The 23,098-nt window shown below is 58.3% G+C and carries 20 protein-coding genes; 5 read left to right on the forward strand and 15 right to left on the reverse strand.

Annotation, left to right across the window (positions count from 1 at the left end):
• Positions 1–15: 15 nt before the first annotated feature.
• The 4 genes from C7534_RS10075 to C7534_RS10090 form a co-directional block, all read right to left on the reverse strand.
• Positions 16–1,113: a polyamine ABC transporter substrate-binding protein gene (locus C7534_RS10075; protein WP_046032292.1), complete on the reverse strand. Its 1,098-nt coding sequence runs from the start codon at positions 1,111–1,113 to the stop codon at positions 16–18.
• A gap of 245 nt (positions 1,114–1,358) precedes the next feature.
• The gene (locus C7534_RS10080) at positions 1,359–2,471 is read right to left on the reverse strand and encodes a polyamine ABC transporter substrate-binding protein (protein WP_109785673.1); all 1,113 of its coding nucleotides are present in this window, start codon (positions 2,469–2,471) and stop codon (positions 1,359–1,361) included.
• 189 nt (positions 2,472–2,660) lie between these two features.
• Positions 2,661–4,025 (reverse strand): aspartate aminotransferase family protein, encoded by a 1,365-nt coding sequence (locus C7534_RS10085; RefSeq protein WP_109785674.1) that lies wholly within the window; start codon positions 4,023–4,025, stop codon positions 2,661–2,663.
• 58 nt (positions 4,026–4,083) lie between these two features.
• Positions 4,084–5,442 (reverse strand): glutamine synthetase family protein, encoded by a 1,359-nt coding sequence (locus tag C7534_RS10090; RefSeq protein ID WP_046032289.1) that lies wholly within the window; start codon positions 5,440–5,442, stop codon positions 4,084–4,086.
• A 679-nt stretch (positions 5,443–6,121) separates the two neighbouring features.
• On the opposite strand from C7534_RS10090, the gene C7534_RS10100 reads away from it, so the two are divergent.
• The 4 genes from C7534_RS10100 (at position 6,122) to C7534_RS10115 (ending at position 9,931) form a co-directional block, all read left to right on the forward strand.
• Positions 6,122–7,498, forward strand: coding sequence for a glutamine synthetase family protein (locus C7534_RS10100; RefSeq protein ID WP_017341358.1), 1,377 nt, complete (start codon positions 6,122–6,124; stop codon positions 7,496–7,498).
• A 170-nt stretch (positions 7,499–7,668) separates the two neighbouring features.
• Entirely contained in the window at positions 7,669–8,421 is a 753-nt protein-coding gene (locus C7534_RS10105) for a carbonic anhydrase (protein ID WP_046032288.1), read from the forward strand.
• A gap of 92 nt (positions 8,422–8,513) precedes the next feature.
• Positions 8,514–9,146, forward strand: a complete 633-nt coding sequence (locus tag C7534_RS10110) for a TetR/AcrR family transcriptional regulator (RefSeq protein WP_046032287.1) — start codon at positions 8,514–8,516, stop codon at positions 9,144–9,146.
• 20 nt (positions 9,147–9,166) lie between these two features.
• The gene (locus C7534_RS10115; protein WP_109785676.1) at positions 9,167–9,931 is read left to right on the forward strand and encodes a hypothetical protein; all 765 of its coding nucleotides are present in this window, start codon (positions 9,167–9,169) and stop codon (positions 9,929–9,931) included.
• A 54-nt stretch (positions 9,932–9,985) separates the two neighbouring features.
• Here C7534_RS10115 and C7534_RS10120 read toward each other — a convergent pair whose 3' ends face one another.
• From C7534_RS10120 to C7534_RS10160, 9 genes are all read right to left on the reverse strand, one after another.
• Positions 9,986–10,201 (reverse strand): TOBE domain-containing protein, encoded by a 216-nt coding sequence (locus C7534_RS10120; protein WP_003229256.1) that lies wholly within the window; start codon positions 10,199–10,201, stop codon positions 9,986–9,988.
• Between the two features lie 33 nt (positions 10,202–10,234).
• Complete coding sequence (ssuB, locus tag C7534_RS10125; protein WP_046032285.1) at positions 10,235–11,041, reverse strand: aliphatic sulfonates ABC transporter ATP-binding protein; 807 nt, start codon at positions 11,039–11,041, stop codon at positions 10,235–10,237.
• Positions 11,038–11,820: an aliphatic sulfonate ABC transporter permease SsuC gene (ssuC, locus tag C7534_RS10130; RefSeq protein WP_046032284.1), complete on the reverse strand. Its 783-nt coding sequence runs from the start codon at positions 11,818–11,820 to the stop codon at positions 11,038–11,040. Before ssuC ends, ssuB begins: the two co-directional genes overlap by 4 nt.
• An 8-nt stretch (positions 11,821–11,828) precedes the next feature.
• Positions 11,829–12,977, reverse strand: a complete 1,149-nt coding sequence (ssuD, locus tag C7534_RS10135; protein ID WP_109785677.1) for an FMNH2-dependent alkanesulfonate monooxygenase — start codon at positions 12,975–12,977, stop codon at positions 11,829–11,831.
• 25 nt (positions 12,978–13,002) lie between these two features.
• Positions 13,003–13,983, reverse strand: a complete 981-nt coding sequence (locus C7534_RS10140; RefSeq protein ID WP_046032282.1) for a sulfonate ABC transporter substrate-binding protein — start codon at positions 13,981–13,983, stop codon at positions 13,003–13,005.
• 89 nt (positions 13,984–14,072) lie between these two features.
• Positions 14,073–14,666 (reverse strand): NADPH-dependent FMN reductase, encoded by a 594-nt coding sequence (ssuE, locus tag C7534_RS10145; protein WP_046032281.1) that lies wholly within the window; start codon positions 14,664–14,666, stop codon positions 14,073–14,075.
• A gap of 325 nt (positions 14,667–14,991) precedes the next feature.
• Entirely contained in the window at positions 14,992–15,630 is a 639-nt protein-coding gene (locus C7534_RS10150; protein ID WP_046032280.1) for a peroxiredoxin, read from the reverse strand.
• Positions 15,631–15,922: 292 nt separating this feature from the next.
• Positions 15,923–17,263, reverse strand: a complete 1,341-nt coding sequence (locus tag C7534_RS10155) for an OprD family porin (protein ID WP_046032279.1) — start codon at positions 17,261–17,263, stop codon at positions 15,923–15,925.
• Positions 17,264–17,720: 457 nt separating this feature from the next.
• Positions 17,721–19,076, reverse strand: coding sequence for an OprD family outer membrane porin (locus C7534_RS10160; RefSeq protein ID WP_109785678.1), 1,356 nt, complete (start codon positions 19,074–19,076; stop codon positions 17,721–17,723).
• Positions 19,077–19,438: 362 nt separating this feature from the next.
• On the opposite strand from C7534_RS10160, the gene tauA reads away from it, so the two are divergent.
• Positions 19,439–20,428, forward strand: a complete 990-nt coding sequence (gene tauA, locus C7534_RS10165) for a taurine ABC transporter substrate-binding protein (protein ID WP_077431078.1) — start codon at positions 19,439–19,441, stop codon at positions 20,426–20,428.
• A 38-nt stretch (positions 20,429–20,466) separates the two neighbouring features.
• On the opposite strand, the gene argA is transcribed toward tauA, so the two are convergent.
• Positions 20,467–21,765 carry an amino-acid N-acetyltransferase gene (gene argA / locus C7534_RS10170; protein WP_077431077.1) on the reverse strand — a complete coding sequence of 433 codons (1,299 nt, stop codon included), beginning with the start codon at positions 21,763–21,765 and terminating at the stop codon, positions 20,467–20,469.
• A gap of 168 nt (positions 21,766–21,933) precedes the next feature.
• Positions 21,934–23,094 carry an acetylornithine deacetylase gene (argE, locus tag C7534_RS10175; RefSeq protein ID WP_046032275.1) on the reverse strand — a complete coding sequence of 387 codons (1,161 nt, stop codon included), beginning with the start codon at positions 23,092–23,094 and terminating at the stop codon, positions 21,934–21,936.
• Between the last annotated feature and the right edge of the window lie 4 nt (positions 23,095–23,098).

Here is a 23,098-nt window from a genome sequence, read left to right on the forward strand (position 1 = left end):
GTTTGAGCCTTGAAGCTATTTACCCGTCTTGACCTTGGTCCAGCTGCGGGTCATCAAACGTTGAATATTCGGTGGTAATTCGACCGACACGTAGGTCTTGTCGAGGACTGCTTGCGGTGGATAAACCGACTCGTCTGTGCGGATGGACTGTTCCATCAGTTTGTCCGAAGCAGGGTTGGGATTCGCATAGCCAACAGAATCACTGACCTGTGCGATCACCTCGGGTTTCAACAAATAGTTGATGAACGCGTGGGCCTCTTTGGTGTTGGCCGAATCCTTGGGAATCGCCAGCATGTCGAACCACAGAGCGCCGCCTTCCTTGGGAATGGTGTAGACGATGTTCACGCCTTTCTTGGCTTCTTCCGCACGGTTGCGGGCCTGGAACATGTCGCCGGAGAAACCGATGGCGATGCAGATGTCGCCGTTGGCCAGGTCCGAGATGTACTTGGAGGAATGGAAGTAAGTCACGTACGGCCGCACGGCGAGCAACTTGGCGGTGGCCTTTTCATAATCCTTGGGATCAGTGCTGTTGGCGTTCAGGCCCATGTAGTTGAGCACGGTCGGCATCATTTCATCGGCCGAGTCGAGGAACGCCACGCCGCAGCTGTGCAGCTTCTTGATGTTCTCCGGCTCGAACAGCACGCTCCATGAATCGATCGTGTCGACGCCCAGCACGGCTTTGATTTTGTCGACGTTGTAACCGATGCCGTTGGTGCCCCACAGGTACGGCACCGCGTACTGGTTGCCCGGATCGTTCTGCTCCAGGCGCTTGAGCAGCACCGGGTCGAGGTTGGAATAGTTAGTCAGCTTCGACTTGTCGAGTTTCTGGAAGGCGCCCGCCTTGATCTGCTTGCCAAGGAAGTGGTTGGACGGCACGACCACGTCGTAACCGGTACGCCCGGCCAGCAACTTGCCTTCCAGGGTTTCGTTGGAGTCGAAGACGTCATAGACCGGCTTGATGCCGGTCTCTTTCTGGAAGTCAGCCAGGGTGGTCGGACCGATGTAGTCCGACCAGTTATAAATATGCACAGTACCGGCGGCCTGGACACTAACGGCAAGTGTCAGTCCAGCGCCAGCCAGCAAGGCATTGCGAAACAAAGAAAAAATAGGCAAGTGGAGGTCCTCTAAAATTAGTTGGGCCCAAGTTGCCCCGCGTTACATGACAACCGTGATTGCCCAGCAACAAAACCGGCGCGCAACTTACCCTCGAAAAACCGTTCCAGCAAAACTTTTATGCAGATACCTGTAGCAGCTGCCGAAGGCAGCGTTAAGGTCCGAAGGACCTTCCCGCGTTTTCAACAGCACAACTGCTTCGCAGTTGGACGCAGCCTGCGGCAGCTGCTACAGGGTTTTACGCCTTATTTACCCGATTTGATCTTGGTCCAGCTGCGAGTCAGGATCCGCTGGGTCGCGGCCGGCAAGTCGGCAATCGCGTACAGCTTGGCCAGCACGTCCGCTGGCGGGTAGATGCCTGGATCCGCGGTGATGTCTTTATCCACCAGTGGCGTGGCAGCCGCGTTACCGTTCGGGAAGCGCACGGCGTTGGTGATTTCAGCCATGATTTCCGGCTTCTGCAGGAAGGTCATGAACTTGTAGGCGCCTTCGACGTTCTCGGCATCTTTAGGGATGGCGACCATGTCGTAGAAGCTGCCAGCACCTTCTTTCGGAATGTTGTAGCTGACTTTGACCTTGTCACCGGCTTCAGCCGCGCGGGACTTGGCCTGATACACGTCACCCGAGTAACCCACGGCTACACAGATGTTGCCGTTGGCAAGGTCGGAGATGTACTTGGACGAGTGGAAGTAGGCGATCGAAGGACGGACCTTCATGATCAGCGCTTCAGCCTTGTCGATGTCTTCTTTCTTCTGGCTGTCGGTTGGCAGGCCCAGGTAGTGCAGCGCCACCGGAATCATCTCGGTTGGCGAGTCCAGCAAGCTGATACCGCAGGACTTCAGCTTGGCGGCGTTTTCAGGTTTGAAGATCAGGTCCCAGGAATCGACCGGTGCGTCGGCACCCAGTGCAGCCTTGACCTTCTCGGCGTTGTAGCCAATGCCGATCGAGCCCCACATGTACGGGAAGGCATGTTCGTTGCCCGGGTCGCTCACCGATACCGCCTTGAGCAGGTCGGTGTTCAGGTTTTTCCAGTTAGGCAGCTTGGACTTGTCCAGCTTCTGGTAAACGCCGGCCTTGATTTGCTTGGCCAGGAAGTTGTTCGACGGTACGACGATGTCGTAACCGGATTTGCCGGCCAGCAACTTGGCTTCAAGGGTTTCGTTGCTGTCGAACACGTCGTAGACGACTTTGATCCCCGACTCGTCTTCGAACTTCTTGATGGTGTCCGGTGCGATGTAATCGGACCAGTTGTACACGTGCAGTACTTTGTCATCGGCCTGAACCGCGCCCGCCATCAACCCCATCAACGACATGGCAAGGAGAGTCTTACCAGCGAGCTTTTTACCTAGTGCCTTCATGCGTAATGCTCCAAATTTTTCTTTTTTGAACCACTTGTTTTCAGCGACCGAACCCGGGCAACTGGAACCGCGGCTAGTCTGGCAAGATCCACATCGGTCTTTCAAGGAAAGGCCACGCTTTCTGACAGCGCTGAGCGAAAGTAGCTGTTTTGATACAAACCCCGGCCACTTACGCTCAGAGCCTAGCACTTAGCCCTGCAACGCACTCAGGGTCAGGTCCAGACACTTGCGTGCCTTGGCCACCAACTCATCGATTTCAGCCGGTGTAATCACCAGTGGCGGAGCAATGATCATGGTGTCGCCCACGGCGCGCATGATCAGGCCGTTGTCGAAGCAGAACTGGCGGCAAATCATGCCGACGCCCTTGCCTTCGTAACGTTTGCGAGTGGCTTTGTCCTGAACCAGTTCAATGGCCCCCAACAGACCGACACCACGCACTTCTCCCACCAACGGGTGATCGTTCAGTTCCCGCAGACGTTTCTGCAAATAGGGTGCCGTTTCTGCATGAACGCGCTCGATAATTTTTTCTTCGCGCAGGATGCGGATGTTTTCCAGCGCCACCGCAGCGGCCACCGGGTGACCGGAGTACGTGAAGCCGTGGTTGAAGTCGCCGCCTTCGTTCAGCACCTCGACGACTTCGTCACGCACGATCAGGCCACCCATGGGGATGTAGCCGGAGGTCAGGCCTTTGGCGATGGTCATCATGTCGGGCTTGAGGTCGTAGTAATCGGTACCGAACCACTCACCGGTACGGCCAAAACCACAAATCACTTCGTCCGCCACGAACAGGATGTCGTACTTGGCGAGGATTTCCTTGATGCGCGGCCAGTAGGTGTCTGGCGGAATGATCACGCCACCGGCGCCCTGGATCGGCTCGGCAATAAAGGCACCGACGTTATCCACGCCGATTTCCAGAATTTTCTCTTCCAGCTGATTCGCCGCCCAGACGCCGAACTCTTCAGGCGTCATGTCGCCGCCTTCGGTGAACCAGTACGGCTGTGCGATGTGGACAATGCCCGGAATCGGCAAGTCGCCTTGTTCGTGCATGTACGTCATGCCACCCAGGCTCGCGCCGGCCACGGTAGAACCGTGATAGCCGTTCTTGCGGCTGATGATGACTTTCTTTTTCGGTTGGCCCTTGATCGCCCAGTAGTGACGAACCATACGCAGCATGGTGTCGTTGCCTTCGGAGCCGGAGCCGGTGAAGAACACGTGGTTCATGCCTTCTGGGGCGATGTCGGCGATGGCCTTGGCCAGCTCCAGAACCGGAGGGTGAGCGGTCTGGAAGAACAGGTTGTAGTAAGGCAGTTCGCGCATTTGCTTGCTAGCGGCATCGGCCAGTTCATCACGACCGTAACCGATCGCTACGCACCACAGGCCGGCCATGCCGTCGAGGATCTTGTTGCCTTCGCTGTCCCACAGGTAAACGCCCTTGGCGTTGGTGATGATCCGCGGGCCTTTCTCTTTCAGCTGCTTGAAATCACTGAACGGAGCCAGGTGGTGATCGTTGCTCAGGGTTTGCCATTCACGGGTTTGCGGATTGTTACTGGTCATGTAAATCTCCTAAAAAATCAGGTGAAAGCGCCGCCCGACAACGACGGCGCCCGGCGTATCAGACGGCAAAGAGCAGGAATTCCCGTTCCCACGAACTGATCACGCGCTTGAAGTTTTCATGCTCGGCCCGCTTGACCGCGACGTAGCCAGTAATGAAATTTTTGCCCAGGTACTTCTCGATGGTTGAGCTGTTTTCCATGCGATCCAGCGCATCTTCAATGGTCAGCGGCAGGCGCAGGTTGCGGCGTTCATAGCCACGGCCCACCACCGGGGCACTCGGATTGAGGCCTTCGACCATGCCGACGTAACCGCAGAGCAGGCTCGCGGCAATCGCCAGGTACGGGTTGGCATCGGCGCCCGGCAGACGGTTTTCCACCCGGCGGTTTTGCGGCCCGGCGTCCGGAACCCGCAGGCCCACGGTGCGGTTCTCTTCGCCCCACTCCACGTTCACCGGTGCCGAGGTGTCCGGCAGGAAGCGGCGGAACGAGTTGACGTTGGGCGCGAACAGCGGCAACAGCTCGGGAATGAGTTTCTGCAAGCCACCGATGTGGTGCAGGAACAACTGGCTCATGGTCCCGTCTTCATTGGAGAAGATGTTCTTGCCGGTCTCGATGTCGATGATGCTCTGGTGCAAGTGCATCGCACTGCCCGGTTCACCGGTCATGGGCTTGGCCATGAAGGTCGCCGCCACGTCGTGCTTGAGCGCGGCTTCGCGCATGGTGCGCTTGAACACCAGGATCTGGTCGGCCAGGGACAGGGCATCGCCGTGACGGAAGTTGATTTCCATCTGCGCCGTGCCGTCCTCGTGGATCAACGTATCGAGGTCCAGCTCCTGCAATTCGCACCAGTCGTAGACGTCTTCAAACAGCGGATCGAATTCGTTCGCCGCTTCAATCGAGAACGACTGGCGACCGATTTCCGGGCGCCCGGAGCGACCGATCGGCGGCTGCAGCGGATAGTCGGGGTCGTCGCTGCGCTTGGTCAGGTAGAACTCCATTTCCGGCGCCACGATCGGCTGCCAGCCCTTGTCGGTATAGAGTTTCAGGACCTTCTTGAGCACGTTGCGCGGCGACAGCTCGATCGGGTTGCCTTGCTTGTCGTAGGTGTCGTGGATCACCTGGGCAGTCGGCTCGATGGCCCACGGCACCAGAAACACAGCGTTCTGGTCGGGGCGGCAGATCATGTCGATGTCGGCCGGGTCGAGCAGCTCGTAATAGATGTCGTCTTCGACGTAGTCGCCTGTCACGGTCTGCAACAAAACGCTTTCAGGCAGGCGCATGCCTTTTTCGGCAATGAACTTGTTGGTCGGCGAAATCTTGCCCCGGGTAATCCCGGTCAAGTCGGCGATCATGCATTCGACTTCTGTGATCTTGTGGTCTTTCAACCAATCGGTGAGCTGGTCGAGGTTGTTACTCATAAATGCCTCTAGGCTTTGAGTTTCCTGACTCTTGCAAGTCAGGCGATGTTTGACGCATCGGCGTCGCGTTGAAACGGGTGTCTGCGACAGGCTATCGTGTTTCTTGCGGACTGCGCGCCAACGGCCGGGCGTGCAGAATCACGAGCGGAGTCCTGTGCGATAGCCAGGCCGCTATTGTGAATCGGTTCTATATTGAATGGAGTAACCGTAATGGGGGTGCCATCAGGACCGTCCAGAATATCGGACGCAGACCGATGAGCCGCCAGCGACCGCAGAGTTTTGAGCGGGCCCGAAGCCGATGAGGCTACGGCGCGGACGCAAGTGTCGCCACTGATGTGGTAAGCATGCAGACCAATCTGCCTAGAGCAGTCGGTGATGCCGATTATCGGCAGGCGAGACATGAAGCACCCCGGTATTATTGGTGTTATGGGTTTGAATCGAGCTTAGCCTTGTTCATTTTTTTACACAACACCCCCGTAAAAAATACAACACGCCCCGCTCAACCCCGCGTCGGCTAAAGCGTTCAAAGGCATAAAAACGCCCCAAAGTGCCTCAAAAAAGCCTTACGAGCGCTTTTTTAGGGCAAAAAAGGCCTCGCTTGACTTCGGCATGCCGTTCGGGTTGACTGGAATCCGAAGAGATCAATGATTGATATTTTTAACAACAAAGGTGTTGCATCATGTCGGTACCCCCGCGTGCCGTTCAGCTTAACGAAGCGAACGCGTTCCTTAAGGAACATCCTGAGGTTCTGTACGTTGACCTTCTGATTGCGGATATGAATGGTGTGGTGCGCGGCAAGCGCATTGAACGCACCAGCCTCCACAAGGTTTACGAGAAAGGCATCAACCTGCCGGCCTCTCTATTTGCTCTGGATATCAATGGCTCGACGGTGGAAAGCACCGGCCTGGGCCTGGACATCGGTGATGCTGACCGAATCTGCTATCCAATCCCCGACACCCTGTGCAATGAGCCTTGGCAGAAACGCCCTACCGCGCAGCTGTTGATGACCATGCACGAACTCGAAGGTGACCCTTTCTTCGCGGATCCCCGTGAAGTGCTGCGTCAAGTCGTGACCAAGTTCGACGAGATGGGCCTGACCATCTGCGCCGCGTTCGAACTGGAGTTCTACCTGATCGACCAGGAAAACGTGAACGGCCGTCCACAGCCGCCACGCTCGCCGATCTCTGGCAAACGCCCGCATTCGACTCAGGTCTACCTGATCGACGACCTCGACGAATACGTCGATTGCCTCCAGGACATTCTGGAAGGTGCGAAAGAGCAAGGCATCCCTGCCGACGCGATCGTCAAGGAAAGTGCCCCGGCGCAATTCGAAGTGAACCTGCACCACGTGGCCGACCCGATCAAGGCCTGCGACTACGCGGTTCTGCTCAAGCGCCTGATCAAAAACATCGCCTACGACCATGAAATGGACACCACCTTCATGGCCAAGCCTTACCCGGGCCAGGCGGGCAACGGTCTGCACGTCCATATCTCGATTCTTGATAAAGACGGCAAAAACATTTTTGCCAGCGAGGATCCCGAGCAGAACGCCGCACTGCGTCACGCGATCGGCGGTGTGCTCGAGACCCTGCCCGCGCAGATGGCTTTCCTCTGCCCGAACGTCAACTCCTACCGTCGTTTCGGCGCACAGTTCTACGTGCCGAACTCGCCGTGCTGGGGCCTGGACAACCGTACCGTGGCGATTCGCGTACCGACCGGCTCTTCCGATGCCGTACGTATCGAACACCGTGTTGCCGGCGCCGATGCCAACCCGTACCTGTTGATGGCCTCGGTCCTGGCAGGCGTGCACCACGGCCTGACCAACAAGATCGAGCCAGGCGCACCCGTAGAAGGCAACTCCTACGAGCAGAACGAGCAAAGCCTGCCGAACAACCTGCGCGATGCATTGCGCGAGCTGGACGACAGCGAAGTCATGGCCAAGTACATCGATCCGAAGTACATCGATATCTTCGTCGCGTGCAAAGAGAGCGAGCTGGAGGAGTTCGAACACTCCATCTCCGACCTTGAGTACAACTGGTACCTGCATACCGTGTAAGCGGTTGCAGTAAAAAACAACGCTGCCGGCTTCACAGCCTGCGGCGTTTTTTTGTCCCCCTTTGGAGCGCTGCACGCAAGAAAGACCATAGACTCGCCATCATTTGAATCTCACACTTTGGTATGCCAGGCAAGACTCGACACCCGCCTGAATTTTGAGGATCAATTACCATGAAAATAATCCTGATGGGCGCAGCTCTTTCACTGATCGGCGCTAGCATGTGCATCCCTGCCGTTGCCGGGGACGACCACACTTCCACTTGGACCTACAGCGATCACTCCGGCCCGGAGCACTGGGGCGACCTCAAGAGTGACTACAAACTCTGCTCAACCGGCAAGGCGCAGTCACCCATCGATATCAGTAGCGCGGTCAAGGTCAGCCTGGCCCCCCTGACCTTTAACTATCGGGCAAGCCCGGTCACCATCCTGAACAATGGCCACACCATTCAGGTTTCACCAAAGGACGCGGGCGGTATCACCTTGCCTACCGGCGACTACTCGCTCGTGCAGTTTCACTTTCATACGCCCAGTGAAGAAAACATCCAGGGACGCGCCTATCCGCTGGATGCGCATTTTGTCCACAGCAACGCTGCCGGCGAACTAGCCGTAGTTGCCGTGCTGTTTGAAGAAGGCGCCCACAACCCGGCACTGGAACCCATTCTTGCCGCAATGCCCAAAAAAGTGGGCGACCAGACAACGCTGGACATGCAAAACATCGCAGACCTGCTGCCGGCCAACCGTCACTACTATTCCTATATGGGATCGCTAACCACCCCTCCCTGCAGCGAGGGGGTGCGCTGGAACATCCTGACCGAACCAGTGCAATTGTCCCATGCCCAGCTGGAGGCCTTTAAGGCGTTGTACCCGATGAACGCACGCCCTGTTCAACCGCTCAATGACCGCACCGTGAACGTCGGCGGCTGACCTTCCTTCTCCTGCCAGCCGGGCAGCGGTGCCCATACAGACAAGGTGTCAGTCGCCTCGTACAATGCCCGCTGCCCCCGCAGGAGACTTCGATGACCCGACTCGCCACCCCACGCAAACCCCGCGCCCGCAGCCAGGCGCGGATCGATACGATCCTCGATGCCGCCCGCACACTGCTGGCCGCCGAGGGCGTGGCCAGTCTGTCGATCTACAGTGTCGCCGAACGTGCGCAGATCCCACCCTCTTCCGTCTACCACTTTTTCGCCAGCGTACCGGCGCTGCTCGAAGCCTTGACGGCCGACGTCCACGCCGCGTTCCGCGCATGCCTGCAAGCCCCCATCGATCATGCGTCCCTCAACAGCTGGCGCGATTTGTCGCGACTGGTGGAACAACGCATGCTCGCGATCTACAGCGAGGATGCCGCCGCTCGCCAATTGATCCTCGCGCAGCATGGCCTCACCGAGGTCACCCAGGCTGACCGCCAGCACGACATCGAACTGGGCGACTTGATGCACAAACTCTTCGATCACCACTTCGAACTGCCGAAGTTGCCCACGGACGTCGACGTGTTTGCGCTGGCCATGGAGCTTGGCGACCGCGTCTACGCACGCTCGGTGCAACAACACGAGCAGATCACGCCACGCATGGCCGAAGAAGGCATGCGCGTATTTGATGCCTATCTGGGCCTGTACCTGCCGCCGTACCTGGCCAGGCGCGACGTATAACGCAACGAGGTGTTCTGCTCATGGCGCACATACCCGACAACTACCTTGGCGTGTGGAAACGACGCCTGATCTCCTTCCAGTCCGGGCGCACCGACAGCGAATCGGCGGTGTACTGGCTGCAAACCCCACGCCTGTTTGCCGACCTGCGCATCCCGCCGGCCACGCTCGCAGCGCTGCCCCTGGAACAATTGAATCACGCGGACCTGTTGACCTTGAGCGAACAAAAGGGCTTCGCCGGTGTGACCGAGGTCGAAGGTGACATTTGCCAGTGGCATCGCAAACTCGACTATCAACCTGCCAGCGCCGAGCAGGACATCGGACACATGCACTTTGAAACCAGTGAGCGCCTGATCGAAACCGCCCTGGACGATGACTACTACGAAATCTGGGAGCGACTGCCCGACTCTCGCGGCATCTGTCGCGGTCAGTGGTTGCAGGCAGCCGATGATCCAGTGCGAGTTGCCTGCCTGGTGTTGGCCGGCGATTACTTTCTGTTTGCCGCCAGCCGGATTGTCGCGCTGGCACCCGGCGGTCATTTGCGTGAGCACATGAGCGCTGCGGCAGCACACGAACTGCTCACGACTGAATTGTCCTTTGGTCGTCACCAGGGCGGGCAAACCCCGTGGCAGATCGACTATTCCACGTTGCCCGCGCTAACCGGCCAGCCCTTGTTGCCGGCAGACATCGACCCCAATGCGCAGGCGCTATTCAGCGACCCGCGCGTGCTGTCTTCGCTCGGCACTTATTCACCCGCTGCAGGTTGGCGCTGCGCCCCCGCGCCCTGACATAAAAAACCCCGAAGGGCTCACACCCTCCGGGGTTGCTGTTTGCCCACGGGCTTACAACTTGGCGATCGACACTTCGGTGGATTTCACAAACGCGATCACTTCACTGCCGACCACCAGTTCCAGCTCTTTCACCGAGCGTGTGGTGATCACTGAAGTGACAATGCCGGAGGCGGTCTGCACGTCGATTTCCGACAGCACGTCACCCAGCACGATTTCCTTGATGGAGCCTTTGAACTGGTTGCGAACGTTGATGGCTTTGATAGTCATGAGGTCAATTCCTGTCGTTGAGTAAGACTTGGGTCAGTGCGCCCAGCGCAATTGCGTGGGCAAGGGTGAAACGGGTTCCGGTGCCGGCGGCTCACCGGGCAGTTCAAGTACGCGGTTGAGGACTTCAGTTTCCAGCGCCGCCAGCCGATGGGAGCCGCGAACCCGAGGGCGCGGCAGCTCCACAAGCAGGTCGAGGCCGACTTCGCCTTCTTCGATCAGGATCACCCGATCAGCAATCGCCACCGCTTCACTGACGTCGTGCGTCACCAGCAACACGGTAAAACCATGCTGCTGCCAGAGCCGTTCGATCAGTTGCTGCATTTCAATCCGGGTCAGGGCATCCAGCGCACCCAGCGGCTCGTCGAGCAACAGCAAACGCGGTTGATGGATCAGCGCGCGCGCCAGGGCCACACGTTGTTTCTGCCCACCGGACAATGCTGCCGGCCATTCGTTGGCACGGTCTGCCAGACCGACCGATTCCAGCGCCTGAAGCGCTTGCGGCCGCCAGTTGCCCGTCAACCCGAGGCCGACGTTGTCGATGACCTTTTTCCACGGCAGCAAACGCGCTTCCTGGAACATCAGCCGTGTGTCTTCTCGCGCATCGCTCAGCGGTGCAGCGCCGGCCAGCAATTGACCACCCGTAGGCTGATCGAGTCCGGCGAGCAGTCGCAGCAAGGTGCTTTTGCCGCAGCCACTGCGACCGACCACCGCGACGAACTGACCGGCCGGAATGTGCAGATCGATCTCACGCAGCACTTGCCGCGCGCCAAAGGTTTTTTGCAGCTTGCGCACCACCAGCGGAATCCCACGCAGCAGGCGCGGAGGTTGTTGAGCCGTCATGCCGCACCTCCCTTGGCTACCTGATAAGCCGGATGCCAGCGCAACCACACGCGCTCAAGTCCACGAGCCGCGAGGTCGGCCAGTTTGCCGAGCACCGCGTACAGAAGAATTGCCAGCACCACCACATCGGTCTGCAAAAACTCCCGGGCGTTCATCGCCAGGTAGCCGATGCCGGAACTGGCGGAGATGGTTTCCGCGACGATCAACGTCAGCCACATAAAGCCAAGGGCGAAACGCACCCCGACCAGAATCGAAGGCAGCGCGCCCGGCAGAATCACCTGACGGAACAGGCTGAAACCGGACAAGCCATAACTGCGTGCCATCTCCACCAGTGCCGGATCGACGTTGCGGATGCCGTGATAAGTGTTGAGGTAAATCGGGAACAAAGTGCCCAACGCCACCAGGAAAATCTTCGCCGACTCGTCAATACCGAACCACAAGATCACCAATGGAATCAGCGCCAGGTGCGGCACGTTACGGATCATCTGTACCGAACTGTCGAGCAGGCGTTCACCCCATTTCGACAAGCCGGTAATGAAGCCCAGCGCCAGACCGATGCCGCCACCAATGGTGAAGCCCAGCGCGGCGCGCCAGCCGCTGATTGCCAGGTGCGTCCAGATTTCGCCGCTGCGCACCAGGCTCACGCCGGCTTCAATCACCGCGATGGGGGCGGGCAGAATCCGCGTCGACAACCAGCCCGCCGACACCGACAACTGCCACACCGCCAGCAACAACACCGGCAACGCCCAAGGCGCGAAGCTGTGGATGATTTTCTTCATGACGCGCCTCAGCTTTGGGACGCGGCTTTGGGAAGAATGTCGTTGGCAACCATCTCGCCGAACGGGCTGACGTAACCGGCGCTTTTGGGTAACTCGGGACGTTCGACGTCCAGGTGCGGGAACAGCAACTCGGCGACGCGGTACGACTCTTCCAGGTGTGGATAACCGGAGAAAATGAACGTGTCGATGCCCAGTTCCGCGTACTCCTTCACACGGGCGGCCACGGTCGGACCGTCACCCACCAGCGCTGTCCCGGCGCCACCGCGCACCAGGCCGACACCGGCCCAGAGGTTGGGGCTGACTTCCAGATTGTCGCGGCTACCGCCATGCAGTGCGGCCATGCGCTGCTGGCCGACCGAATCGAAACGCGCCAGTGACGCCTGGGCCCGAGCGATGGTTTCGTCGTCCAGGTGAGAGATCAATTTATCGGCCGCTTGCCACGCTTCGGCGTTGGTTTCGCGAACGATCACATGCAGGCGAATGCCGAAGCGCACGGTACGGCCGAGCTTCGCGGCTTTGGCGCGCACTTGTTCGATTTTCTCGGCCACGGCGGCCGGCGGCTCGCCCCAGGTCAGGACCATTTCCACTTGCTCTGCCGCAAGGTCTTGCGCCGCTTCCGACGAACCGCCGAAGTACAGCGGCGGGCGCGGTTGCTGGATCGGCGGATAGAGCAACTTCGCGCCTTTCACGCTGATGTGCTGACCGTCGTAATCAACGGTTTCGCCTTCCAGCACGCGGCGCCAGATACGGGTGAATTCCACCGAGGCCTGATAGCGCTCTTCGTGACTGAGGAACAAACCGTCACCGGCCAGTTCTTCCGGATCGCCTCCGGTCACCAGGTTGAACAGCGCACGGCCGCCGGACAGACGATCCAGCGTCGCGGCCTGACGCGCCGCCACCGTCGGGGAAATGATCCCGGGGCGCAGGGCGACAAGGAATTTCAAACGCTGGGTCACCGGGATCAGCGATGCGGCCACCAGCCAAGAGTCTTCGCAGGAGCGACCGGTAGGAATCAGCACGCCGCCAAACCCCAGACGATCCGCCGCTTGCGCGACTTGTTGCAGGTAACCGTGGTCGACGGCGCGAGCGCCTTCGGCGGTGCCAAGGTAATGGCCGTCGCCGTGGGTAGGCAGGAACCAGAAAATATTGAGGCTCATGGAGTGGTCTCCTAAGGGAATCGGATTACTGCGCTTTGGTTACTGAGCTTTGGGCAACAGTTGCCGGTGGCGTCCAGATCACGTCTTTGATGCTCAACTGCTTCGGAATCAGCTTGAGCTGATAGAAGCTGTCGGCGATTTTCTGTTGGGCGGCGACGACTTCAGGTGTGAGGAATATCGCGCCGAAGCCTTGGCGCTTCATTGAGGTCAGGGTGATGTCTGCCGGCAGACCGAGCAGTGGCGAAACCTGTTGGGTGACGTCTTCAGGATTGGCTTTGGCCCATTCACCGACGGCGCGCACTTCTTCGACGAGGGTCTTGATCACCTCGGGATTTTTCTGCGCGTAAGGCTTGGTGGCCAGGTAGAACTGATGGTTGTCGACGATGCCTTGACCGTCGCGCAGGGTGTGCGCTTGCAGCTGCTGTTCGGCGGCAGCCTGGTACGGATCCCAGATGACCCAGGCGTCGACGCTGCCACGCTCGAAGGCGGCGCGGGCATCGGCCGGTGGCAGGAACACGGTCTGGATGTCGGTGTATTTGAGGCCTGCGTCTTCAAGCGCGCGGACCAGCAGGTAGTGAACGTTGGAGCCCTTGTTGAGCACGACTTTCTTGCCCTTGAGGTCCTTCACCGATTTGATCGGCGAGTCCTTCGGCACCAGGATGGCTTCGGCGTGCGGTGCTGGAGGTTCATAGGCGACGTAGAGCAAGTCGGCACCGGCAGCCTGGGCAAATACTGGCGGGGTTTCACCCGTCACGCCAAAGTCGATGGAGCCGACGTTCAGGCCTTCGAGCAGTTGCGGGCCACCAGGGAATTCCGTCCATTGCACATCCACGCCTTGGGCGGCGAGGCGTTTTTCCAATGTGCCTTTGGCTTTGAGCAGCACCAGCGTGCCGTACTTTTGATAACCGATCCGAAGCGTCTCGGCTTGAGCTTGAGTAATGGCGCCGAAGGACACAGCCGCAACAAACAGAGCGACCAGACCACGACGCAAAATGACAGTGCGCATAGCGCTCTCCTTTTTGCTGTTGGGTTTTGGCTGCACCTGCTTGGCCGTTGGCGGCTGAGTAAGGTGAGTACTTCAATTTCGGGCGAGGTTTAAATGCTCCAGCGAGCACTCAACAAACGTTCATTCAACAGGTTCGGATCGAGCGGCTTGGGCCGTCTCGCCATGGCGCTGAGAAACTGCTCCAGCGCTTCGTTCAATCGTTGTTCAAGTTGCGGCGTCAATTGCGCCTGGGCGCTGCCTTCGCCGTAAGCGATCTGGCTGTCCTCGGCAAAAATGCCCTGCAGCATTTCCTGAGCTTTCAGCGCCGACAGCACCGGTTTGAGCGCGTAATCCACCGCCAGCATGTGGGCGATGCTGCCGCCGGTGGCCATTGGCAACACCACCTTGTGGCTCAGTGCGCGTTCGGGCAGCAAGTCCAGCACGGTTTTCAGTGCACCCGAGAACGACGCCTTGTAAACCGGTGTGGCAATCAGCAGGCCGTCGGCGTTTTCAATTTGTTGAAGCAGGTCAACAACCTTGGGGCTGTCGAAGCGTGCGTGCAGCAGGTCTTCGGCCGGGAAGTCGCGAACCTGGTAACTCACCACTTCCACCCCTTGCTCTTGCAACCAGCGCTTGGAGCGCTCCAGCAACACGCCGGAACGGGAGCGTTGGCTAGGACTGCCACCGAGTGAGACGACCAACATTCAAAAGATTCCTTGAGCGGTACTAGCGATTCGCGGCTTGCGATCTCGCTGTGATGGGAGTGACCTTAACAGGTGATTTATATATCCATAAATCATATTTATTCATTTGGTTATTCGATATAGAGATATATAAAGGACGGATTTCAAGGCATAAAAAAAGGCCGTCGAAACGGCCTGAAAACCCCTGCTTTGCGGTATTGGGTGATCGTTCCCACGCTCTGCGTGGGAATGCAGCCCGTGACGCTCCGCGTCACTGGACGCGGAGCGTCCCTAGAGGCATTCCCACGCGGAACGGGGGGAACGATCAACAACAAGACTTCAATGGTTACCTGTTCGGCTGCGGCGTCAGACGCAAGTACGGTTTCACCGCACGGTAGCCCTTGGGAAAGCGTTTGCTGATTTCATCTTCATCCTTGAGCGATGGCACGATCACCACGTCATCACCGTCCTGCCAGTTGGCCGGGGTGGCGACTTTGTAGTTGTCGGTGAGTTGCAACGAGTCGATCACCCGCAGGATTTCGTGGAAATTTCGACCGGTACTCGCCGGGTAGGTGATGGTCAGCCGAATTTTTTTGTTCGGGTCGATCACGAACAGCGAGCGCACAGTCAGGGTGTCGTTGGCGTTTGGGTGGATCAGGTCGTAAAGGTCCGACACCTTGCGGTCGGCGTCGGCGAGGATCGGAAAGTTGACGAGCGTGTTCTGGGTTTCGTTGATGTCTTCGATCCACCGGTGGTGCGAGTCCACCGGATCAACCGACAGGGCGATGGCTTTCACGCCACGCTCGGCAAACGCCTCCTTGAGCCTGGCGGTAAACCCCAGCTCCGTGGTGCACACCGGGGTGAAGTCTGCCGGATGGGAAAACAGCACGCCCCAGCTATCGCCCAACCATTCGTGGAAACGGAGGGTGCCGGCGCTGGAATCCTGTTCAAAGTCGGGGGCGATGTCGCCCAGTCTGAGGCTCATGGTGCTGCTCCTGATGAGTGCGTGTTGAGCTCAACTGTGCCTGCATTTCTCAATGATTAAAAAGAATAAATATCGATTTATTTAGACCATAAACGAATATTAAATATCTGTTCACTGGACCTGTGCAGGTAACGCACCGAACATCGCCCATAAGGTTCGAGAAGGCCTTGAGTGCTGCAAAAGAGGGGAATTTCAAGGCGGGATTACGGGGGTGACTCCGCCTTGAAACGCAAAAGCCCCGCCGGGCGAGATGCCGGGCGGGGCTTTTTTTGTCTCGGTTACGCGAGCGCTATTACAACAGCGGGATCGAGTAGCTGACGATCAGGCGGTTTTCATCCTGAGTGCGAGTGCTCGGCAGGTCGGTACGCCACATAGCGTTTTTCCAGGCCAGGCCAAGGTTTTTCAGCGGGCCTTCCTGGACCACATAGGCAACGTTCAGATCGCGTTCCCACTCGGAAGCGCCGTTAGCGGCCACGCCACCTTTAGCGTTAACGGTGTCGATGTCATCGCCGTGCAGGTAAACCATGCCTGCCGTCAGGCCAGGTACGCCGACCTTGGCGAAGTCGAACGAGTAGCGTGCTTGCCAGGTTTTCTCGCCAGCACGGGCGAATTTCTGGATTTGCGAGTCGGTGATGATGTAGGCCGACGAACCGTCGCCCTGGTTCAGCCAAGGGAAGTCGCTGCTGCCGTTGCTGACCTGGTAACCGCCACCAAAGGTGTGACCGGCAACGGAGTACAGGAACAGGCCGCTGTACAGGTTGTTGTCGATCTTGCCTTTACCGTTTGGCGCGTTGTAATTGCCAGTGCTGTAGTACAGCGGGTCGTGGCCGTTTGCGCCGTCATCAGAGCTGTTGAAGTAACGGAAGTCCGACTTCAACACACCCGGGCCGATTGCCCAGTTGTGCAACAGACCCACGAAGTGTTGCTGGTAGAACTCTTCCAGGTTGCCGTAGTAGTACTGGGCCGTCAGGTCCTTGGTGATTTTGTAGTCACCACCGGCATAGTAGAACTTGTTGCTGTCGCGGAATTTGGTACCACGCGTGTTCGCGCCCGAAATCGACATCTGTTCGTTGTTGCTGGAGTTACGACCTTTAACGGCTTCGATCTGACCACCGATCAGCGTCAGGTCTTTGATGTCACCGGAAGAGATCTGGCCACCCTGCCAGGTTTGTGGCAGCAGACGACCATCGTTGGTCACGATGACCGGCAGTTTTGGCTGCAAAGTACCCAGCTTCAGTTCGGTCTGAGAGACCTTGGCCTTGGCAGTCAGGCCCAGGCTGGAGAAGTCATCAACCGCTTCGCCATTGGACTTGCTTGGGAACACCGTGCCGCCGTAGGAGGTCGCCGTGGCGCCGTTGGTGCCGCCGCCCGAATCCAGCTTGACGCCCAGCAGGCCGATCGCGTCGATACCGAAGCCGACAGTGCCCTGGGTGTAACCGGAGATGAAGCGCAGATCAAAACCCTGGCCCCATTCTTCGTTTTTGTTCGGACCGGTACCGTCACGGTAGTCGGTGTTGATGTAGAAGTTACGCAGCCCCAGGGTGGCCTTGCTGTCTTCGATGAAACCGGCGGCGCCTGCCTGCTGCGCCAAAACCCCAACGGCCACAGCCATGGCCAAGGTGGACTTGTTCATTGTTTCGCTCCTCTCATTTTTTAATTCTTGTGTTCCTGGCCCTGAGTCGATCGCCCTGGGTCCAGAAAGCGCAATTTTGTGCCGAAGCTTCTAGCCCGGTCGTTTTGGCCGCGCAGGATACAACGTCATAAAGCCAAAAAGAATTTCATCTTTATTTTTCATAGCCTCATGGAATATGCCTGGACAGCACAGAGTCGAGGTATCGGCTAAAAAGCCGAATCCTTAACCTGTTTGATTAACGGGGGAACATTGCTCGCTCCGAAACTCGTGACGAGTGCCGGACGGGCCTACTTTAGGTGAGCACAGTAAAAACTAAAAAGAATAAAAAATAATTGACTGAGGTCATTTTGGAATATGAGAAAGCAAAAAAAGCCTCGCCGGTAAGGGCGAGGCTTTTTTGTTTGCCTGTCTGGTCCTAAATGAGGTTTACACCTGCTTCAGGAAACCGGATGGCCTGTTACAAGAAGCTGTAGGTGTAGTTGAAGATCAGACGGGTCTGGTCTTGATCAAGGGTGCTGGTGTTGCCACGGTAGGTACCGTGACGCAGCGTCGTACCAAACCCTTTCAGTGCACCCGTTTGAATCACGTAGTCCACACGTGCGTCGGTCTCGTGCTCACTCAGGTCTTTACCAGTACCGTTGGTTGCCTTGATGTCCTGGCCATTCAAGTAAGAAATCGAAGCTTTCAAACCTGGGACGCCCAGGGAGGCGAAGTCATAGGAGTACTGACCGAACGTGGTGTTTTCACCGGCACGGATGAAGCTGCCCACTGTGGCATCGGTAAACGAGTAGAAGCTGGCGCCGCCAGCACCTTCTTGACGACCTTTGTCATCGATAAGGTTGCCTTGGTTCAGGAAAACAAAGCCGCCGTCATCGTTGACGCGCTGGTGACCCAGCAGGAATGCGTTGCCACCCAGGGTGTAGGTGAACATACCGCTCCAGGTCTTGTTATCGACCTCGCCCGGAGTCTTGGCGAATCCGTTGTTGTTGTTGAAGCGGTAGCCGACGTCGCCGTTCTTGCCATCAGAGCTGCTGTCGAAGTAGCGGAAATCCGACTTGAACGACTGCTTGGCATCGATCGTCCAGACGTGCACCAAGCCCAGGAAGTCCTGTTTGTAGTAATCCTGCAGATTCGCATGGTAGTACTGCAGGGTCAGGTCTTTGGTTACTTTCCAGTCAGCACCGGCGTAACGGAACTGGTTGCTGTCCTGAGTACCGCCCGCCACTGCCATGCCGGTGCTGTTGGAGGAGGCGCGGCCCGACGCGTGCTCCAGCTGACCCAGGTTGATGGTTACGTTGTCGATTTCCTTCGAGGAGATCGTGCCACCTTCAAAGGTTTGTGGCAGCAAACGGCTGTCGTTCGCGATCAGGATCGGCAGGTTGGGTGCCAGAGCGCCACCCAAATGGGCTTCGGTCTTCGAGAAGCGCGCCTTGACGTTGCCATCCAGACGGCTCCACTCGTCAGCCGCATGATCGCCGTCGCTAGGGAAGAACGAGTTAGCGTTACCCGTCGGGTGATGCCCTTTGCCACCGTCCAGGTGGATGCCAACGAGTGCCTGGGCATCGATACCGAAGCCGACAGTACCTTGGGTAAAACCGGACAGGTAATCGAACTTGAGACCTTCAGCGGTTTCTCGCTGACGGTTAGCAGCAGCATTTTTAGCAGGAGCGTTCAGACTTGAACGCACATCGGCGTCGTAATACATGGTCCGGGAACTGACGGAAGCCTTGCTGTCTTCCAGGAAACCGGCGGCGCCTGCCTGCTGCGCCAAAACCCCTACGGCCACGGCCAGGGCCAAGGTGGACTTGTTCATTGTTAAACTCCTCTCGTTTCTAATTCTTGTGTTCCTGGCCCCGGTTCTTTGCCCGGGATCCTAAGATGCGCGATTAGCGCCAGACCGTGACCCACAAGTCAATCGTAACTATATGTGTCTACGACCATGGTCTAATCCCCCGTTTTTTGGTCCATGCAGGTCATGAGTTCGTCATAAACCTGAAAAGAACTACCTGAGCCTTTTCTCATACCGTTTAGGAATTAAGCTCTAAATGACTGATAAATCCCGGAATAGAGCCACCCACTCATAAGCTAATTCCTAAATGGTATTTATTAGCCGTTTTTTAGATCGTTTAGCGTTTGAAGCAATTCGGAAACAAACCCCCACCGAAAGGCGACGCCATGACGACCAAACGCGCACTATCCGGCTCAATTGTTACAGTTTGTGTATCGCTGCTGTTTTCTCTTTCCACTCAGGCGGCCAACCTGACTGTTGGGTATCAAACCGGTATCGACCCCAGCAAAGTCCCCCAGGCCGATGGTCTGTACGAGCAAGCCATCGGCCAGAAAATCGACTGGCGCCGATTCAACAGCGGCCCCGAAGTGGTGACCGCCATCGCCTCCGGTGACGTGCAGATCGGCAACCTCGGCTCCAGCCCATTGGCCGCAGCCGCCTCGCGCAACCTGCCGATTGTGGCGTTCATCGTGTCCGCCCAGATCAATGCGGCTGAAGCCCTCGTGGTGCGCAACGGCAGCGGCATCGAGAAACCACAAGATCTGATCGGCAAGACCATCGCCACACCGTTCGTTTCAACCTCTCACTACAGCTTGCTTGGCGCACTCAAGCACTGGGGCCTGGACGCCTCGAAAGTCAAAGTGGTCAATTTGCAGCCAGCGGAAATCGCGGCGGCGTGGAAGCGTGGTGATATTGATGGTGCGTTTGTCTGGTCCCCGGCGCTGGGGGAAATTCGCAAGACTGGCAAGACGCTGACCGATGCCGCGCAGGTCGGTCAGTGGGGGGCGCCGACCTTTGAGGTCTGGGTCGCGCGTAAGGATTACGCCGAGAAACACCCTGAGGTAGTGGCCAAATTTGCCAAAGTCACCCTAGATTCGTTCGCCGATTACGCCGCACATAAAGACAGCTGGACAGCTGACTCGGTGCCCGTGCAGAAAATCGCCAAACTGACCGGTGCCAACGCTGCCGATGTACCGGAGTTGCTGGCCGGCTCTGCATTCCCGGATGCCAAGGCCCAGCAGACCACCGCGCTACTGGAGGGAGGTACGGCCAAGGCGATTGGCGAAACGGCAAAGTTCTTGAAGGAGCAAGGGAAGGTTGAAACGGTGCTGCCGGATTATTCGGCGTATGTCAGTGCGAAGTTTGTGGCGCAGTAACGGATCGTTCCCACGCTCTGCGTGGGAACGTTCATGAATTACAGGGTCTTTTCGAAGATCTTCGAATTACGCTGATAGTTGTACAGCGACGCCCGCGCCGATGGCAGGCGCTCGACGCTGCTCGGCACAAACCCGCGCTCGCGGAACCAGTGAGCAGTCCGGGTGGTGAGCACGAACAACGTTTTCAAGCCCTGAGCCCGTGCGCGGGTTTCAATGCGCTCCAGCAGTTCATCCCCGCGACCGCCATGGCGATATTCCGGGTTCACTGCCAGACACGCCAGCTCCCCGGCGTCCGAATCAGCAATCTGGTACAGCGCCGCACAGGCGATGATCATCCCTTCGCGTTCAACCACGCTGAATTGCTCGATCTCACGCTCCAGCACCTCACGGGAACGACGCACCAGAATCCCCTGCTCTTCCAGCGGGCTGATCAGATCCAGCAAACCGCCGACGTCTTCGATCGCGGCTTCACGCACCACCTCGAATTGCTCCTGCGCCACCAGCGTACCGCCACCGTCGCGGGTGAACAGCTCGGTCAGCAACGCACCGTCTTCGGCGTAGCTGACGATGTGGCTGCGCGCGACGCCGCCCCGGCACGCTTCAGCGGCCGCATCCAACAGCTCGGCCTGATAGTTGCTGCCCAATCGCTGTAGATGCGCCGGCACTTGTTGCGGACGCAATTCGCGCACCAGTCGACCGTTTTCATCGATCAAACCCAGGTCCGCGCCGAACAGCAGCAGCTTGTCCGCGCCCAGGTCGATGGCCGCGCGCGTAGCGACGTCCTCGCAGGCGAGGTTGAAGATTTCACCGGTCGGCGAGTAGCCCAAAGGAGACAGCAGCACGATGGAGCGCTCGTCCAGCAGGCGGTTGATACCTTTGCGGTCGACCCGGCGCACTTCGCCGGTGTGGTGATAATCAACGCCTTCCAGCACACCAATCGGCCGCGCGGTGACCAGGTTGCCGCTGGCCACCCGCAGGCGCGAGCCCTGCATCGGCGACGAGGCCATGTCCATGGACAGGCGCGCTTCAATGGCGATACGCAACTGGCCGACCGCATCGATCACGCACTCCAGCGTCGCGGCATCGGTGATGCGCATGCCGTGGTGGTAATGCGGGGTCAGCCCACGCGCGGCGAGGCGGGTTTCAATTTGCGGACGGGAACCATGAACCAGCACCAGTCGCACCCCCAGGCTGTGCAACAGCACCAGGTCGTGGACGATATTGCCGAAGTTCGGATGCTCCACCCCATCGCCTGGGAGCATGACGACGAACGTGCAATCGCGGTGGGCATTGATGTAAGGCGAAGCGTGACGAAGCCAATTAACGTAGTCGGGCATGAACCTGGGCCTGTAATAAATAGCAGCCAAAAAAAGGGCGAAACAAAAAATGCACAACGGGCTGATGGTTATCGTCGGAACAGGCTTGGCGACACGCGCGCTCTCCTCATGAATACGGGTTGGGACACTGGCAATTTATACGTCAAAACACAGAACCTGTGGGAGCGCTCAACCGGCTGGCATTGGGGCTGTCAGGCAGTAATGTTGAATCAACTGACGTAATAGATGCACCGTAGGCTGCAAACGTGACATTTCAAGGTATTCCCCCGGCTGGTGCGCGCAGGCGATATCACCCGGGCCGAGCACCAGTGTTTCGCAGCCAAGGCGCTGAAGATAAGGCGCTTCGGTGCCGAACGCCACTGCTTCGGCAACATGACCGGTGAGCTTTTCAGCGACGCGCACCAGTTCCGAGTCTTCGGCTTGTTCGAAGGGCGGCACCTCGGGGAACAGCGGCGCGTAATCGATCTTCACCTGATGGCGTTCGGCAACCGGTTGGAGGCGCTGCAAAATCTCCGCGCGCAGCGCCTTGGGGTCCATGCCCGGCAATGGCCGCAGATCGAACTCCAATGAACATTGCCCGCAAATGCGGTTGGGGTTGTCGCCGCCATGAATACAGCCGAAATTCAGTGTCGGCGTCGGTACGCCGAACTGCGGGTTACGAAACTCTCGTTGCCATAACAGGCGCAATCCCCGCAGTTCGCCAATCGCATCGTGCATCGCTTCAAGGGCGCTGTGGCCCAGGCGTGGATCAGAGGAATGGCCGCTCTGACCGAGGATGTCGATGCGTTCCATCATGATGCCTTTGTGCATGCGGATCGGCTTCAGGCCGGTCGGCTCGCCGATGACCGCAGCCCGGCCCAACGGGCGACCGGCCTGGGCCAGGGCGCGAGCACCGGACATCGAGCTTTCTTCGTCGCAGGTGGCGAGGATCATCAGCGGTTGTTTGAACGGCTGGTCGAGCAATGGCAGAACGGCTTCGATGGCCAGGGCAAAAAAGCCTTTCATGTCGCAGCTGCCCAGGCCCACCCAACGGCCGTCCACTTCGGTCAGTTTCAACGGGTCGGTTTGCCACAACGCACCATCGAACGGCACGGTGTCGCTGTGACCGGCCAGCACCAGGCCACCGGGGCCGGAACCATAACTGGCCAGCAGATTGAACTTGCCGGGGCTGACCTGCTGGATGTCACAGGCAAAACCCAAATCACCCAGCCACGTCGCCAGCAAATCGATCACCGGACGGTTGGTTTGATCCAGGCTCGGTTGGGTGCAGCTGACGGAGGGTGCAGCGATCAGCGCAGCGAACTGATCTTTCATGGACGGCAAAGGCATCGCT

It is taken from the genome of Pseudomonas sp. OV226 (genome assembly GCF_003148705.1).
GTDB lineage: Bacteria > Pseudomonadota > Gammaproteobacteria > Pseudomonadales > Pseudomonadaceae > Aquipseudomonas.

What these genes read in the sequence shown, in the direction of transcription:
- C7534_RS10110 (WP_046032287.1), top strand. Translation starts at nt 8,514, where the DNA reads ATGACCCGACTCGCCACCCCACGCAAACCCCGCGCCCGCAGCCAGGCG.
- C7534_RS10105 (WP_046032288.1), top strand. Translation starts at nt 7,669, where the DNA reads ATGAAAATAATCCTGATGGGCGCAGCTCTTTCACTGATCGGCGCTAGC.
- C7534_RS10140 (WP_046032282.1), bottom strand. Translation starts at nt 13,983, where the DNA reads ATGCGCACTGTCATTTTGCGTCGTGGTCTGGTCGCTCTGTTTGTTGCG.
- C7534_RS10085 (WP_109785674.1), bottom strand. Translation starts at nt 4,025, where the DNA reads ATGACCAGTAACAATCCGCAAACCCGTGAATGGCAAACCCTGAGCAAC.
- C7534_RS10115 (WP_109785676.1), top strand. Translation starts at nt 9,167, where the DNA reads ATGGCGCACATACCCGACAACTACCTTGGCGTGTGGAAACGACGCCTG.
- C7534_RS10080 (WP_109785673.1), bottom strand. Translation starts at nt 2,471, where the DNA reads ATGAAGGCACTAGGTAAAAAGCTCGCTGGTAAGACTCTCCTTGCCATG.
- C7534_RS10160 (WP_109785678.1), bottom strand. Translation starts at nt 19,076, where the DNA reads ATGAACAAGTCCACCTTGGCCCTGGCCGTGGCCGTAGGGGTTTTGGCG.
- argA (WP_077431077.1), bottom strand. Translation starts at nt 21,765, where the DNA reads ATGCCCGACTACGTTAATTGGCTTCGTCACGCTTCGCCTTACATCAAT.
- ssuD (WP_109785677.1), bottom strand. Translation starts at nt 12,977, where the DNA reads ATGAGCCTCAATATTTTCTGGTTCCTGCCTACCCACGGCGACGGCCAT.
- ssuE (WP_046032281.1), bottom strand. Translation starts at nt 14,666, where the DNA reads ATGTTGGTCGTCTCACTCGGTGGCAGTCCTAGCCAACGCTCCCGTTCC.
- C7534_RS10120 (WP_003229256.1), bottom strand. Translation starts at nt 10,201, where the DNA reads ATGACTATCAAAGCCATCAACGTTCGCAACCAGTTCAAAGGCTCCATC.
- tauA (WP_077431078.1), top strand. Translation starts at nt 19,439, where the DNA reads ATGACGACCAAACGCGCACTATCCGGCTCAATTGTTACAGTTTGTGTA.
- argE (WP_046032275.1), bottom strand. Translation starts at nt 23,094, where the DNA reads ATGCCTTTGCCGTCCATGAAAGATCAGTTCGCTGCGCTGATCGCTGCA.
- C7534_RS10100 (WP_017341358.1), top strand. Translation starts at nt 6,122, where the DNA reads ATGTCGGTACCCCCGCGTGCCGTTCAGCTTAACGAAGCGAACGCGTTC.
- ssuC (WP_046032284.1), bottom strand. Translation starts at nt 11,820, where the DNA reads ATGAAGAAAATCATCCACAGCTTCGCGCCTTGGGCGTTGCCGGTGTTG.
- C7534_RS10090 (WP_046032289.1), bottom strand. Translation starts at nt 5,442, where the DNA reads ATGAGTAACAACCTCGACCAGCTCACCGATTGGTTGAAAGACCACAAG.
- ssuB (WP_046032285.1), bottom strand. Translation starts at nt 11,041, where the DNA reads ATGACGGCTCAACAACCTCCGCGCCTGCTGCGTGGGATTCCGCTGGTG.
- C7534_RS10150 (WP_046032280.1), bottom strand. Translation starts at nt 15,630, where the DNA reads ATGAGCCTCAGACTGGGCGACATCGCCCCCGACTTTGAACAGGATTCC.
- C7534_RS10155 (WP_046032279.1), bottom strand. Translation starts at nt 17,263, where the DNA reads ATGAACAAGTCCACCTTGGCCATGGCTGTGGCCGTTGGGGTTTTGGCG.